Here is a 14929-nt window from a genome sequence, read left to right as displayed (position 1 = left end):
TGACTCTTCTTTGCTCCTCGCGATTCAGGCGCGGGAAACTTTAATGATATAGCGCCTTGCCAGCTTCTCTTCAAGGAAAAGCTGATCCTGGTTGTTTGATTGCCTTCGTCTGGATGGGTGGGGTAACTCGGAATTGTGCTGATTCTACTTTAATATTGTGGGTATCCGGGAAAATCGGTATATTGCCCAATTGTTTGTGACCCCTTAAAGTTGAAGGGTTGCGGGTCAAATTTTATTTATATACCCGGTTGATGCATCGGCCTTTCAGTCGATTTTATGCTGTCTTGCTCCTTGGTACGCCCACTGGCAAACCGAAGGATGGAAGGAACTTGAACTGTTGAGCGAAGAACTATGAGCGAGAATCTCTCCAGCTGCGACGAATGTCCGGATGGTAAGGTGAAGGACGCCTCCGGCAGATGCGTCATGCCGGAGGTTACCTTTGCCTCTCTGATCCTGTCCCTGAATACCTCCGCCCTCTATCACATGGGCGAATTGCCGCATCCGGAAACCGGGCAGCGGGTTGTGGATCGCGAGTTGGCTAAGCACACCATCGACACTCTGATTCTGCTTGCCGGTAAAACTAATGGCAACCTCGATCCGAATGAAAGCGAGTTGCTGACCCGTATCCTCTACGAATTAAAGATGCGGTTTGTCAAGTTGACTTAAAATTGTCTGGTTGTTTCGGGCCATGCAGCGAACTCGGCTTATTATTGAAGCGCCGGCGAAGATCAATCTGTTTCTTCAGGTGACCGGCCGCCGACCCGATGGGTACCATCTCCTTGAGACCATCATGCAGAAGGTCAGCCTGTACGATGAGATTGAGCTGCGGGCGTGTGCTGCGGGTATTCACCTGCGTTGTTCGGAGGATGGAGTCCCTGAAAATAAAGAGAATCTCGTCTACCGGGCGGCCGCATTGTTTTTACAGGCCACCCAGGGACGGAGGGGGGGGCGGGAATTCGGTGTTGACATAACGCTGACCAAAAGGATACCGGTGGCTGCCGGTTTGGGCGGAGGCAGCAGCGATGCGGCGGCAACGCTTAACGGTTTGAATAAGTTATACGAATGCGGCTGTTCCGCCGTGGAGCTGGCGGAAATTGGGCTGCAATTAGGAGCGGATGTACCGTTTTTTCTTGCTGATGCACCGGCGGCGCTTGCTACGGGAATTGGAGAAATTCTGCAGCCAGTCGAACCGCTCTGCGGGTGCAGCGTTCTCCTGGTTAATCCAGGTTTTCCCGTTTCCACCCGTTGGGTTTATCAGAGTTTTGCGTTGACAAAAAAAGAAAACACAGGTAACCTAAAAAGTTCGCAAGAAGGTGTCTCTGGGCCCTTCACCCTAAACGGTTCCGCGCAAACGGTTCCGCAAAGGACTTTTTTGTTGAACGATCTCGAAACGGTTACCGCTTTCAGGTATCCAGAGGTCGGGCGGTTGAAGGAGGAGTTGCTCCAGAATGGTGCGGCCAGGGCTTTGATGTCTGGTTCCGGGCCAACGGTTTTTGGTTTGTTTGCCGACCGGCAGAGTGCGGACGCCTGCTATACTCTTTTCAAACGCCGTTTTTTCCATACCTATTTGGTTTCTCCTGTTGGAGAGAAATGAATACCACTGTCCGTTTAGTCTATCTGGCAATGGGCTGGGGCGTCGTCAAGCGGTAAGACACAAGGTTTTGATCCTTGCATTCGGGGGTTCGAATCCTCCCGCCCCAGCCATTCTCTAAGAGATGAGCGTCATGCCCAAAAAAATGAAGATTTTTACTGGTAATGCCAATCCGGCTATTGCCAAGGAAATCTGTGAATATTTAGGCGTCCCTCTTGGGGCAGCTGAGGTCAAGCAATTCTCCGACGGTGAAATTTCTGTCGAGATCGGCGAGAATGTTCGCGGTGCCGATGTTTTTGTCGTTCAGCCCACCTGCACCCCGGTCAATGATCACCTCATGGAGTTACTGATCATGATCGACGCCTTGCGCCGCGCCTCTGCCCGGAGAATTACAGCGGTCATGCCCTATTATGGCTATGCCCGTCAGGACCGCAAGGTACGGCCACGCGTACCGATCACCGCCAAGGCGGTTGCTGAGATGCTCATGGTGGTGGGGACTCGAAGGGTGCTGTGTATGGATCTCCATGCCGGCCAAATTCAGGGTTTTTTCAATATTCCAGTCGACCATCTGTACGCTGCGCCCATCATTTTGAAATACATCAGGGACAGCTTTAGCGATGTGGTCATGGTTTCGCCGGACGCCGGAGGGGTAGAGCGGACGCGTGCCTTCGCCAAGCGCCTGAATGCGGGGTTGGCCATTATCGATAAACGCCGCGAGCGGGCCAACGAATGCGAGGCCGTGCATGTCATCGGCGATGTTGCTGGAAAGACCGCTATTCTTCTCGACGATTTGGTCGACACTGCCGGAACACTTTGCAGCGGGGCGGAGATTTTGAAAAAGGTTGGTGCGAAAGAGGTGCATGCCTGCTGCTCGCACGGGGTTTTATCGGGGCCTGCTATTGAACGGATCACCAATTCCTGCTTGAAATCACTCTTGGTCACCAATTCCATTCCATTAAAGGACGATGCCAAGCAGTGTGATAAAATTACTGTGCTTTCTGTTGGTGAGCTACTGGGCGAGGCTATCAGCAGGATCCACGATGAGGATTCTGTCAGTTATTTGTTTGTTTGATTTTTTACTACTCACGAATTGTTCTAGATCCCGGAGTAAGGGGGGAGGGTTTGCATGTTACAAGTACATTTAGATTCTACAGTGCGCACGGTTTTTGGCAAGGGGCCGATGCGGCAGTTACGGATGCGTGAGATAACGCCAGCCAATCTCTATAGCGGTGGTGGTGAGCCTATATCTCTCCAGTTGGATACAGCAAAGCTCTATAAAAATCTCCTCTTCATTCATGGCCGCAATGCTGTGGTGACCTTGCAGGTTGAGGGGGACAGCGCTGGGGAGCGGCATGTTATCGTTCAGGAAATTCAAAAAGAACCCGTTTCCGGTCATCTTGTCCATGTCGATTTTTTAGAGATAGACCTCCAGAAGTCCGCCAAGTTTAAGGTGCCGATCGAGTATGTCGGAACAGCCAAGGGAGTTGATCTGGGCGGAGAGTTACATGTGCTCAAGGAAACCATTCAATTGAAGGGTTGCCCACTTGACGTTCCCGATGTCATCCAGGTTGACATTACCCCGCTTGAGCAAGGTGGTGCTGGTTTAACCTATGGCGACCTTCCCATTCCGGCAAATGTCGAAATGTTGGAAAAGAGCAACGTCACCTGCGTGGTTGTCCAGTAACTCCCCCCGCTCTATTGTAAAGGAGGCAGGGCCTCTGCTTTTGTTTGGACCTCCCACGAGCCGAAATGTTCTTTCGGCTCGTTTTTTGTTTCTCATTCTTTTGCTTCCATGACGGATTCTCGTTTTTTGCTTGTAGGGCTTGGTAATCCTGGGCGGGATTATGATTTAACCCGACACAATATCGGTTTTTTCTTTATTGATTTTCTCGCCGGCCTTCAAGGGTGGCAGGTAGATACCTTGAAAATGCAGGGCCTGTATTGTCAGGGTCGGGTCTTTGGCGCTCAGGTTTTCATGTTGAAACCACAGGGGTATATGAACCGATCTGGCGAATGTGTTCGTGCTTTCACCGACTATTTTAAAATTTCCAAAGAACATATTCTTGTTCTGCATGACGATATTGATCTCCAGGCCGGCCGTATCAAGGTGGTAAAAAAAGGTGGCGCTGGAGGGCACAACGGCATTCGTTCTATTATCCAGCATATTGGCGCGCAGGATTTTGCGCGCATGAAAATCGGCATAGGGCGCCCCGACGTTCACTCTGAAGGTGCAGGGCAACCGGTCGATCGATTTGTCCTGTCGCGCATGAGTGAAGACGAGCTGGATTTGTTCGATCAGCGCAAGGCGCTTGTGGCAGAGGCGGCCGATCTGTTTGTCCACGAGGGGATTGATGTCTGTATGAATCAGGTGAATGGTCGATGATGGATCATTTCCTGCGTTCAATTAGCATCATTGGATAATTTAATTTGGGGCGAAAGCAGGTAGCTGCCAGATTTTAAACAGAGTTTTTTCTTCCAGGTGTCTTTCTCCTTTCCTTGCTATAGACAGGCTTTGCGATTAGCAAAAAAATATGCTAATATAATATTTTAAGAATATGCGGGCCCCTTTTGAATCGGTCGGCATAAGTCTACTTCAGTTTTGGAGGATAATGTGTTTTCACAAGGCGATATGGCTGTGTATCCAGCCCATGGCGTAGGCCTCATTGAAGCCATAGAAACACAAACCGTCGGCGGTGTTGACCAGCGTTTTTATGTGATGAAAATTTTGGACAATGACATGACTATCATGATTCCGACGGCCACCAGTGCCAATGTCGGCTTGAGGGCGATCATTTCTCGAGAAGAGGTGGCCAAGGTTATCGATATTTTAAAAGAACGTGACGTTAAAATTACCGCACAAACGTGGAACCGTAGATATCGCGAGTACATGGAAAAAATTAAGACCGGATCTGTTTTTGAGGTTGCTGTCGTCATGCGGGATCTTTTTTTGCTGAAAGAGGATAAAGATCTCTCCTACGGCGAGCGAAAGATGCTGGATACCGCCAAAAATTTGCTTGTGAAGGAATTATCGTTGGCCAAGCAGACCGAAGAAGAACAGATAGAAAAACAGATAGAAAAACTTTTTAGTTGAACTCCTTATTTTTTATTGTCTATGACAGGTTCCGTGGATAACGATTCAGTGAAACCTGAAGCTTCACAATCTGTTGAACCTCATGCTTTCTTGGCCATTGATTGCAACGAAGCTGGACAAAGACTCGATCATTTTCTGAGCAGTAAATACCCGGAGCACTCCCGTTCCTCTCTCTCTAAATTGATCAACACGGGTGATGTTTTGGTCAACGGTCAGCGGGTAAAAGCTGGCCAGTGTTTGCGGGGAAATGATGCGATATCGATCGTTTTTCTTCCACCCCAAGCCCATACGCTCGTCCCTGAGCAGGTCGATTTCACAGTCCTGCTTGAGGATGAACACCTTTTGGTCATCAGCAAACCTCCAGGTGTGGTCGTACATCCTGCCTGCGGGCACCATAGTGGCACTTTGGTACACGGGCTGCTGCACCGGTGCAAAGATCTGCCTGAAGCGGCTGCTGGACGTCCTGGAATTGTCCATCGCCTGGATAAGGACACCTCCGGGATCATGCTTGTGGCCAAGACAGAGTTTTCTTTGCGAACCTTGATGGCTGATTTTAAGGATAGAAAGGTTCATAAAACCTATCACGCCTTGTTGTTGCGTTGTCCCCGAGAAGGTAATGGCCAGATTGTAGCTCCCATCGGCAGGCATCCGGTGGACCGAAAAAAAATGGCCATTCGACCGGTACATGGCAGGTATGCGGTCACCAACTGGCACCTTCAAGAGCGTTTTGCCAATGGATGGTGTTTGGCGGAAATAGGTATTGAAACCGGAAGGACCCACCAAATCCGTGTGCACATGGCTTCGATCAAATCGCCGGTGGTCGGTGATCTTCTCTATGGAGGCGCGGTAGATCGCAATATGGGTTTCAGGCCAATGCGGCAGATGCTCCATGCCAGCACACTCCACTTTAATCATCCCCTTACCGGAGAAGTTCTTTGCTGCTCAGCGCCATTGCCTGAAGACATGAAGGTTTTGCTCGTCAAACTCCGTGAAATTCACCAATGAACCCCTTTGTTCTTGGCATTACCGGTGGGATCGGATCGGGGAAAAGCTGCGTGAGCCGTTTATTGGCCAGCTATTGCCTCGTCCCGCTCATTGATGTTGATCAATGTTGCCGGCATTTGTTGGATATCAATCAACCCGGATGGCTTGCTCTCCGGTCAGAGTTTGAAGAGGCGTTGTTCCTGGAAAATGGTGCGGTCGACCGGGTCGCTTTGCGTGAGCGTATCTTCAATAATGCAGAGATTCGCCGACAGGTCGATGCTCTCCTGCATCCCTTGGCCCGTGAAGCGATGCGCGAGCAGCTCGGTCTCCAGCAGGTGCCGTTGATTTTGGTCGAGATTCCCCTGCTGTATGAGGCCGGCTGGCAAGGAGAAGTGGATGCGGTCTTGGTGGTGTTCGCTCGGCGCGGTGCTCAATGTTGTCGGATCATGCGTCGCGATGGGGTGTCGAGGCGAGCAGCGGCACAAGCCATAGCTGCTCAAATGAGTCTCAAGGAAAAAGCAAATCGAGCCGAATACGTCATCGATAACAGCTGGACTTGGGCCTCCACCCGTGCACAGGTCGTTTCTTTGGGAAATGAGTTGTCAGAACGGTTTGCGGATTGATTTTACCAAGAAAGTTCTTGACAGTCGCACTGGAAACAAATATCTAACAGTAACATCTCAATAGATCGATTTGTGCCTGTCGGTTTCTTGTTCTGATATTTCACACAAAAAAATATACGTTAACTGAATCGATGTGGTGTACTGCCTGATTCGGTTGCATCAACTTGATACCTGTTTGTTGCAAGGGTTTTTCTCGCCTTTTTTCTATCCAGTCAGCCTTTGTATATAATTATCACGCCAATTTATCATTATTGGTACTCCAACGCTCTAAGTGTGACAAGCGCGGCAATTAAGCATTTCCGTTGTTCTCATCACTTCAAAACTCCCCTAAATTTCAGATGATATCCCATCGGCGGTTTATCGTACTGGCCCATGGAGGAAAACCGATCAATGAATCCAACTGATCTAAAGAACAAGAAAATTAAAGATCTCGTCAGCCTTGCTGCTACCTTAAACATTGAAGGGTACAGTAATATGACCAAGCAAGAACTGATCTTTGCCATCCTCAAGGAACAAGCGGACGAGGACGGTAAGCTAAGAGGCAGTGGTGTCCTTGAAATATTGCAGGACGGATTTGGTTTTCTTCGTGCTCCGGATTACAATTATCTCCCCGGTCCAGACGATATCTATGTTTCCCCGTCGCAGATCCGCAGGTTGAATCTTCGCACCGGCGATACCGTGGAGGGCGAGGTTCGGGCGCCCAAGGACAACGAGCGGTATTTTGCTTTGCTCAAAGTCGACACCATTAACTACGAATTGCCTGAAGCGGCTAAAAATAAAACCGCTTTCATCAATTTGACTCCGCTCCATCCAGAGGAAAAAATCAATCTGGAAACCACACCCGATAATCTATCCATGCGGGTGCTCGATATAGCTGTTCCCCTAGGCAAGGGCCAACGCGGGCTGATCGTCGCACCGCCACGTACCGGCAAGACCGTGCTGATGCAGAATATTGCCAATTCGATCGTCACCAATCATAAAGAAGTGATCCTGATTGTGCTGCTCATTGATGAGCGCCCCGAAGAGGTGACTGACATGCGGCGGAGTGTTGATGCCGAGGTGGTCAGTTCAACCTTTGACGAACCACCGCAGCGGCACATTCAAGTAGCCGAGATGGTTATCCAGAAGGCGCAGCGCCTCGTGGAGCATAAGAAGGATGTGGTTATACTTCTTGATTCCATCACCCGTTTGGCCAGGGCGTATAATACGGTGACCCCGGCCTCCGGTAAAATACTCTCCGGCGGTGTTGAGGCTAACGCCTTGCATCGTCCCAAGCGTTTTTTCGGTGCCGCCCGCAATGTCGAAGAAGGGGGCAGCCTGACGATTCTCGCTACAGCCCTGATCGATACCGGCAGCCGTATGGACGAGGTCATCTTTGAGGAGTTTAAAGGGACCGGCAACATGGAGATCGTTCTTGATCGTAAGATGGCAAATCGTCGGATTTATCCCGCCATTGACATCCAAAAGTCCGGGACGCGAAAAGAGGACTTGCTCCTGCCGCCGGAAGATCTCAACCGGATTTGGATCCTTCGTAAACTCTTGTCCTCGATGAATCCTGCCGACGCCATGGAATTTCTCCTCGATAAAATGAGTCAGACCAAGACGAATCAGGAGTTTTTTGCCTCCATGAACCGGTAGATTTCGTTTTTTCTTTAAAGAAATGACGAAAAAAGATATATAGTTTTTCTTTTATTATTTTCCCGAGGCCATCTTTTCAGAAGGAGTGTTACCCATGAAGCCAGATATCCATCCAGAATATTATAAAATTAGCGCTGCCTGCGCCTGCGGCAATCAAATCGAACTTGGCTCCGTCCAGAAAGAAATACGAGTCGAAATTTGTTCCGCCTGCCATCCTTTTTTTACTGGTAAGCAGAAACTGATCGATACTGCAGGACGTATTGAAAAGTTTAAGAAAAAGTATGCCGGTTTTCAGGGCGCCGACAAGAAATAACGCTGTTCAACGCTTTTCTCTTTCCCCTCCTGATCACGGGCGTCATAGCCTACCGTGCCTTGTCCACCTATAAATCGGCAGACAAGACACGGCTTATGGTTTTGGCTCCCGTTGTCATGAGGGATTTTCTTTTTCTGCACACAAACGGGCATGTTTGAGAATCTGCGCGATATTGACGAGAAGCTGAGTGCGCTGGAACGGCAGCTTTCGGACCCGCTGCTGGTGAGTAATCAGCAACGGTTCCGTGAGGTGGTCTGTGAGCATTCTGTTGTCGCCAGAGTAGCTGAACTTTATGCCGCGTACACGTCAACTTGCCAACAAATCCGGGACAGCCAGGAATTAATCCGCACCGAACAGGACGATCCTGATCTGGTCGAAATGGCAAAGGCGGAACTCGAAGAGCTTGCCCTGCAACAATCGGAGCTGGAAAAAGCCATCCGCCTCCGGCTTCTCCCGAAAGATCCCAACGATGAAAAGAACATTTTTCTTGAAATCAGGGCCGGAACAGGTGGTGACGAGGCGGCTTTATTTGTGGCAGACCTATTTCGCATGTACAGCCGCTATGCCGAAATGCAAGGATGGAAGATTGAGGTGATGAGTTCTAATCCCATCGGCATCGGCGGGTTCAAGGAAATCATTGCCCTCGTGAGCGGTCATCAGGTCTATTCCCGATTGAAATATGAGTCCGGGGTACATCGTGTGCAGCGCGTCCCTGACACGGAAACCCAGGGGCGCATCCATACCTCGGCGGTGACGGTTGCTATCATTCCCGAAGCGGAAGAGGTGGATATGCACATCGAACCAAACGAACTCAAATTTGATGTCTACCGTTCGTCCGGTCCAGGCGGACAATCGGTTAACACCACCGATTCCGCTGTCCGGGTCACCCATCTACCCACCGGACTGGTCGTCACCTGCCAGGACGAGAAATCCCAGCATAAAAATAAAGCCAAGGCTTTACAGGTCCTGCGCGCCCGGTTGCTTGACAAACTGGAACAGGAACGGCACGACCGGATCTCTGAAGATCGAAAAAGTCAGGTCGGCACAGGAGATCGGAGCGAACGCATCCGTACCTATAATTATCCCCAGGGACGGGTCACCGACCACCGCATCAATCTGACCATCTATCGCCTAGATCAGGTCATTGCCGGCATGCTCGACGATATTATTGTTCCGATCATCACCCACTATCAGACCGAAGCGCTGAAGACCGCCAATTAGCTTCTTGCCGAGATGCCTTCAATGCGGATCGATGAATTACTGGCCGCTGCGGCTCGCGACCTGTCGCTGGCCGGCATTGGTGAGGCTGCCATTGATGCGCGCCTGTTGTTGCAGCACTTGACGGGACTCAACCGGAGCCAATTGTTGCTGCACGGAGATGCGGTGTTGGATGAGCGGACTTTCGAGCGTTACCAGAATCTCATTACAGAGCGTAGCCATCGAATCCCCCTACAGCACCTGATCGGCTCGCAGGAATTCTGGTCAATGGACTTTGCGGTGTCGCCCGCGGTGCTCATTCCTCGTCCCGAAACCGAATTTCTCTTGGAGCAGGTATTGGCTACCTGTTCGGGAACTCTGAGCACCGAGGCTCTTGACATGTGCACCGGCAGCGGCGTGATCGCGGTTGTGCTGGCCAAAGAACTGGGATGCCCTGTGGTGGCGGTCGATATCTCCGAGACCGCATTGCGGGTGGCGGTCAAGAATTTTTCCAGGCACCAGGTGGCGGAGCAGATCCAGCCGGTGTGTAGCGATCTGTTCGCCGCGCTGGCCAGCAACCAGAAATTCGATCTCATTGTCAGCAATCCCCCCTATATTGCCGAAGAACAAATTGACCGCCTGGAACCTGAAGTGTGCCGGTCCGAACCTCGCCTCGCCCTCTCAGGCGGTCCTGGCGGGATGAAGATCATCGAACGAATTGCCTCGGAGGCGCACCTCTTTCTTCAGCCCGGCGGCTGGCTTTTTCTTGAAATCGGCGCGGACCAAAGGAAGGCGGTGGGTACCCTGTTCCGGTTACTCGCCCCCCATTACAGTGAAGTCCGCGTTATTGATGACTGGGCCGGCCGGCCGCGGGTTGTGCAGGCCCGGCATGTGCCGAAATGATACGTTATTGAATGATACTTCCTCTTTCCTTTTAATCGCTGAGAATCTTTATGGATAAACTCATTGTCGAGGGCGGGCGTCCCCTGTACGGCTCAGTGGCCATCAGCGGCGCCAAGAACGCTGCCCTTCCTCTGTTGGCGGCTACCCTACTCGCTCCCGGATTGCATACCCTACATAACGTCCCCGATCTTCGTGATACCAGGACTATGCTCAAACTTCTTGAAATCCTGGGTGTGCAATGGGAACGGACTGGAAAAACTGTACGGATCAACAGTGACCGTCTCACTGGTGTGGAGGCGCCTTATGATCTGGTGAAAACCATGCGGGCATCGGTTCTCGTGCTCGGGCCACTGCTGGCACGATCGGGTTTTGCCCGTGTTTCTCTTCCCGGTGGCTGCGCCATTGGCGCCCGGCCCATTAACTATCACCTCAAGGGATTCGAAAAATTGGGGGTGACTACCCACCTGGAACATGGGTATGTCGAGGCAATTGTCGAGGGACGGATGCGTGGCGGCACGGTCTATTTCGACATCCCTTCGGTGACGGGTACAGAGAACGTGCTCATGGCCTCGGTGGTTGCCCAGGGCGAATCAGTGATCAAGAATGCCGCCAAGGAACCGGAGGTTGGCAATTTGATCGATATGCTCACAGCCATGGGCGCTGAGATCGAAGGCAAGGGAACAGATCGGCTGATTGTTCGCGGTGTCGACCGGCTCCATGCGACCGAGTCAACCATCATTCCCGACCGGATCGAGACCGGAACCTACATGATTGCGGTTGCCGCCACCGGTGGCTCGGTCACCATCACCGACTGCAACCCCGCCCATCTCCCCGCACTTACCGAAAAACTCCTGCTCTGTGGCGTCAATATCGATACCGCAACAGATTCGATGACGGTTTCCTGTCCTGAGGTCGGTGGTCGGAGCTTGTGCCGTTTGCAGAGCGTCGATATCACCACGTTGCCTTATCCCGGCTTTCCTACCGATCTCCAGGCCCAGTTTATGGCTCTGATGGCGCAGGGTGAGGGCACCTCCATTATCCATGAAACCATCTTCGAAAACAGGTTTATGCATGTAGCAGAGTTGATACGCATGGGCGCGGACATTACCATTGAAGGCTCCCGAGCCGTTATCCGAGGCGTCGGCCGCGACAAGCTTTGCGGCGCTCCGGTCATGGCCACGGACCTGCGGGCCTCTGCTTCCCTGGTTATCGCTGGTCTTTCCGCAAGCGGCACCACCCAAATCTCACGGATTTATCATCTTGAGCGCGGCTATGAGAACATGGTGGAAAAACTGCAAGGACTGGGGGCAAAGGTCTGGAAAGTTAGGGAGTAGTCGTCTGGGGCACGGGGAGATGCAGGCGGATGATGCAGGTGTAAGAGGTGCTGTCGTCGATCTCAATCTTGCCGCCATGATTCTCCACAATCTGGCGGACAATGGCCAGCCCTAATCCGGTGCCATCTGTTCGGCTGGAAAAGAAAGGAGCAAAGACTTTCTCGCGCAGTTCCATCGGTATCCCCGGCCCTTGGTCCCGAATTTCAATGCACAATTCTCCTTGATCGGCGACGGCGTGTTCGCTGGCGGCCACGACAACACTCCCCGGCCGGGCGGCTACGGCATGGCAGGCGTTGTCAAGGAGATGGGTCATGACGGTCTGCATCTGCTGCCGGTCGCCCCAGCAATCAAGCCGCTCGTCGATTTCCTTGACGATCGCCGCCGCAACCATCGCATTACTCCCCGCCTGCAATCGGGCCGTCACCTCATCGATCAGCCGGTTAAAATCAAACCATTCGGGTTGGATGGATGCTGGCCGGGCAAACTGGAGAAAATCGGTGATGGTCTTGGCCATCCGGCCGGACTCCCTGTGAATAATGCCCAGCAGAGTTTTCAAAGTCGCCGGGTCAAGGCCGCCGATGTCGTTCTGTTCCATGGATAAAATCTGGGCGGAACCGGAAATGGCCGCCAGGGGATTCCTGAAATCATGGGCAATGGAGGCGCTCAGTTCGCCGATGGCCGCCATCTTCTCCGCCTCCCGCACCTGTTGTTCCATCCTTTCGATCTGACTGATATCCTGAAGGGTTATCACCTTCCACCGGGTTGATTGCTCCTTCATCTCCTCCGGTTCCGGCATGTTGAGAAAAGAAAAGGAATAGCCTATTCTAATTGAAGTTCCGTCGGTTTTTTGAAAATCGCAAACATTGCGACTTTGGTGTTTGTGAAGAAGAATGTCGGGGAAGCAACGACTGAACGGTTGGCCGAGCACTTTTTCGCGAAAATATCCGGTGATCCGTTCTGCCGCCTGGTTGTAGGAGGTGATGAAGTCGCTGTGATCGGTAGTGATGATCCCAGTGGAGATATCCTCAAAGATTTGTTTATAGAGAATCGACAGCCGGTCATACTCGAGGGCGGTTCTCTGCAGTTTTTCCTCGGTGACCCGCAGGCGCCGGGCGAGTTGTCCGCTCAACAAGGCAGCCAGAAAGAAGAGCAGCCCATAGATGGCAAACAGGTTGGTGGCGGTGAGAATGGAGGCGGGCGCTTTGTAGCTTGAGGCGAAAAAATACCGGGGAATCCATCCGAGTTGCTCGCAGGCAAGGACTCCGCCATAAAGCAGGGTGGTGGCGGCAGCGAGGAACAGGCCGCCACGTCTGTAGAGGATGAGGCCGGCGGCAATCACCGGTAAGATGAGCAGGGAGGTGAAATCAGACCGGCTGCATCCGGTGGCGTACACCAACAGGGCAATGAAAACGGCGTCGAAAAACAGTTGGATCACGCCGAATCTGCGAATCGAGCGAGTGATTCGCTGGAGAAGAAGCGCTGAGCCGATGGAGAACCCGTACAGTCCCAGAAGGAAAACAGAGGTCGTCCAAGTGGAGGGGAAAAGGAGGTTGAGTCCTTTTTCACGAAAGAAGGCGGCAAGCCCGATGAGCAGGGTGAACAGAAAGACCCTGGTCGCTATCCACCAGAGGAGGTGTCTCCTGGTTTCCTGTTCACTATCGACGACCGGGGTCAAGGCCCTGCTGATAAAACGAAACATACTGGACGCTGTTTGGAGTGAGAGATGGAGGCGGCCTCGCCTGTTCAAACCGGTTTCAGTCGATGTTATGCTTTTTTGTTTTGTAGCGCAGGCTGCGGAAACTGAGTTTGAGCAGGTCCGCGGCGCGCATTTTCGAGTTGTCGGCCCTGGTCAGGGCGTGGAGGATCATCTCCTTCTCTACTCTTTGCAGTACCTCCTCCAATCCCTGGTCAAAAAGCTCGCCTTCATCGTGGGCCGCGACAAAAAGCGGCCCATTCTTTTTACCTGGTTCCGGCTTGTTTTTTTCCTGGCGATGCAGGGAGAGAATGAGACTTTCCGGCAGGATGATGTTGGAGGATTCGAGGGCAACGCCCCGCTCGATGATATTTTCCAGCTCACGGACATTGCCGGGAAAATCGTATTGCATCAGCACTTCCATGCCATAGGAGCTGATGGTCTGCACCTCTTTACCGAGCAGCCGCGAATATTTTTTGAGAAAATGGTCGACCAGAAGGGGCACATCGCCGATGCGTTCGCGCAGAGGGGGAACTCGTATGGGCACAACCGCCAGCCGGTAATAAAGATCTTCCCGAAACTTTCCGGAAATAATCTCCTGCTCCAAAATTCTGTTGGTGGCGGCAATGATCCGCACATTGATCTGCCGGGTCTTGGTCGATCCCACCGCCATGAATTCCCGTTCCTGCAGCACCCGCAGGAGTTTGGTCTGAATAATCGGCGTCAGTTCGCCAATTTCGTCGAGAAAGGCCGTACCGCTATCAGCCTGCTGAAACAGCCCGGCTTTATCGGCAATCGCCCCGGTAAACGAACCTTTGACGTGACCGAAGAGTTCACTTTCGAGTAAGCTTTCCGGGATAGCGCTGCAGGTAATGGGAACAAAGGGATTGGCCGCTACCCGGGAGCGGTTGTGGATGGCCTTGGCCACTAGCTCCTTGCCGGTTCCTGATTCACCGTAGATAAGAACATTGGCCGGCGTTGGCGCAATCTTGGTGATCAGGTCGAAGATCCGCATCATCTCCGGACTTTGACCGATGATTTCTGAAAATCCGCTCACCGGTTGGGGATCACTCTTCTGTTTCTTTTTCAGCGCGGCCCGGACAACGCTTTTAATTTCGTCGACGTTGAAGGGTTTGGTGATGTAATCGAAGGCTCCGTTTTTCATTGCCGCCACCGCATCGTCGGGTGAGGCAAAGGCTGTGATCATGATCACGCCGATATCGGCTTTCAGTTGCTTGAGTTGGGCCAGTAACTCCAGGCCGGTCATGCCAGGCATGCGAATATCGGAGATAACCAGGTCAAAGGGGTGTTGTTCGGCAAGCTCAATGGCCAATTTGCCATCGGCGGCAGTGGTGACATGGTACCCGTCTTTTTCAAGAAGAATCTTGAGAAATTCGCGCATGCTCAATTCATCGTCGACAACCAGGATGGAGGCCATGTGTATCCTTGTAAAAATCCTTGTAAATCAGTTCATTGGCTCTGGGGATCAGTGTAGCCCCAAGTGGAAGTCGAAGTCAAACATTATCCATAACCGGTTTACTTTAGAACGGGGATAGGGTAGA

15 protein-coding genes and 1 tRNA gene are annotated in these 14929 nt (G+C 52.0%); 14 read left to right on the top strand and 2 right to left on the bottom strand.

Annotation, left to right across the window (positions count from 1 at the left end; genetic code table 11):
• Window positions 1-351: 351 nt before the first annotated feature.
• From ACHZCX_RS06285 to murA, 14 genes are all read left to right on the top strand, one after another.
• Window positions 352-666 (top strand): DUF1844 domain-containing protein, encoded by a 315-nt coding sequence (locus ACHZCX_RS06285; RefSeq protein ID WP_319586387.1) that lies wholly within the window; start codon window positions 352-354, stop codon window positions 664-666.
• A 22-nt stretch (window positions 667-688) separates the two neighbouring features.
• Window positions 689-1594: a 4-(cytidine 5'-diphospho)-2-C-methyl-D-erythritol kinase gene (ispE, locus tag ACHZCX_RS06280; RefSeq protein WP_319586386.1), complete on the top strand. Its 906-nt coding sequence runs from the start codon at window positions 689-691 to the stop codon at window positions 1592-1594.
• A 35-nt stretch (window positions 1595-1629) separates the two neighbouring features.
• Window positions 1630-1704, top strand: a tRNA-Gln gene (locus tag ACHZCX_RS06275).
• A 20-nt stretch (window positions 1705-1724) separates the two neighbouring features.
• Window positions 1725-2663, top strand: coding sequence for a ribose-phosphate pyrophosphokinase (locus ACHZCX_RS06270; protein WP_319586385.1), 939 nt, complete (start codon window positions 1725-1727; stop codon window positions 2661-2663).
• A gap of 54 nt (window positions 2664-2717) precedes the next feature.
• On the top strand, window positions 2718-3275 hold the full coding sequence (locus ACHZCX_RS06265) for a 50S ribosomal protein L25 (protein ID WP_319586384.1): 558 nt from the start codon (window positions 2718-2720) through the stop codon (window positions 3273-3275).
• 126 nt (window positions 3276-3401) lie between these two features.
• On the top strand, window positions 3402-3974 hold the full coding sequence (gene pth, locus ACHZCX_RS06260; protein ID WP_319586383.1) for an aminoacyl-tRNA hydrolase: 573 nt from the start codon (window positions 3402-3404) through the stop codon (window positions 3972-3974).
• A gap of 228 nt (window positions 3975-4202) precedes the next feature.
• Window positions 4203-4682 carry a CarD family transcriptional regulator gene (locus ACHZCX_RS06255; protein ID WP_319586382.1) on the top strand — a complete coding sequence of 160 codons (480 nt, stop codon included), beginning with the start codon at window positions 4203-4205 and terminating at the stop codon, window positions 4680-4682.
• A 21-nt stretch (window positions 4683-4703) separates the two neighbouring features.
• Window positions 4704-5687 carry an RluA family pseudouridine synthase gene (locus ACHZCX_RS06250; RefSeq protein ID WP_319586381.1) on the top strand — a complete coding sequence of 328 codons (984 nt, stop codon included), beginning with the start codon at window positions 4704-4706 and terminating at the stop codon, window positions 5685-5687.
• On the top strand, window positions 5684-6289 hold the full coding sequence (coaE, locus tag ACHZCX_RS06245) for a dephospho-CoA kinase (RefSeq protein ID WP_319586380.1): 606 nt from the start codon (window positions 5684-5686) through the stop codon (window positions 6287-6289). Before ACHZCX_RS06250 ends, coaE begins: the two co-directional genes overlap by 4 nt.
• A gap of 390 nt (window positions 6290-6679) precedes the next feature.
• Entirely contained in the window at window positions 6680-7927 is a 1248-nt protein-coding gene (gene rho / locus ACHZCX_RS06240; RefSeq protein ID WP_319586379.1) for a transcription termination factor Rho, read from the top strand.
• Window positions 7928-8021: 94 nt separating this feature from the next.
• The gene (rpmE, locus tag ACHZCX_RS06235) at window positions 8022-8240 is read left to right on the top strand and encodes a 50S ribosomal protein L31 (RefSeq protein ID WP_319586378.1); all 219 of its coding nucleotides are present in this window, start codon (window positions 8022-8024) and stop codon (window positions 8238-8240) included.
• Between the two features lie 150 nt (window positions 8241-8390).
• Window positions 8391-9461, top strand: a complete 1071-nt coding sequence (gene prfA / locus ACHZCX_RS06230; protein ID WP_319586377.1) for a peptide chain release factor 1 — start codon at window positions 8391-8393, stop codon at window positions 9459-9461.
• A 21-nt stretch (window positions 9462-9482) separates the two neighbouring features.
• The gene (prmC, locus tag ACHZCX_RS06225; RefSeq protein ID WP_319586376.1) at window positions 9483-10340 is read left to right on the top strand and encodes a peptide chain release factor N(5)-glutamine methyltransferase; all 858 of its coding nucleotides are present in this window, start codon (window positions 9483-9485) and stop codon (window positions 10338-10340) included.
• A gap of 50 nt (window positions 10341-10390) precedes the next feature.
• Window positions 10391-11674, top strand: coding sequence for a UDP-N-acetylglucosamine 1-carboxyvinyltransferase (gene murA / locus ACHZCX_RS06220; protein ID WP_319586375.1), 1284 nt, complete (start codon window positions 10391-10393; stop codon window positions 11672-11674).
• Here murA and ACHZCX_RS06215 read toward each other — a convergent pair.
• Together ACHZCX_RS06215 and ACHZCX_RS06210 are read right to left on the bottom strand one after the other, a co-directional pair.
• On the bottom strand, window positions 11664-13373 hold the full coding sequence (locus ACHZCX_RS06215; protein ID WP_319586374.1) for an ATP-binding protein: 1710 nt from the start codon (window positions 13371-13373) through the stop codon (window positions 11664-11666). The genes murA and ACHZCX_RS06215 overlap by 11 nt on opposite strands.
• A 55-nt stretch (window positions 13374-13428) precedes the next feature.
• Entirely contained in the window at window positions 13429-14805 is a 1377-nt protein-coding gene (locus ACHZCX_RS06210; RefSeq protein ID WP_319586373.1) for a sigma-54 dependent transcriptional regulator, read from the bottom strand.
• Window positions 14806-14929: the final 124 nt, after the last annotated feature.

The sequence above is a fragment of the uncultured Desulfobulbus sp. genome (genome assembly GCF_963662935.2).
GTDB lineage: Bacteria > Desulfobacterota > Desulfobulbia > Desulfobulbales > Desulfobulbaceae > Desulfobulbus.
This window is presented reverse-complemented; position numbering and strand designations above follow the sequence as displayed.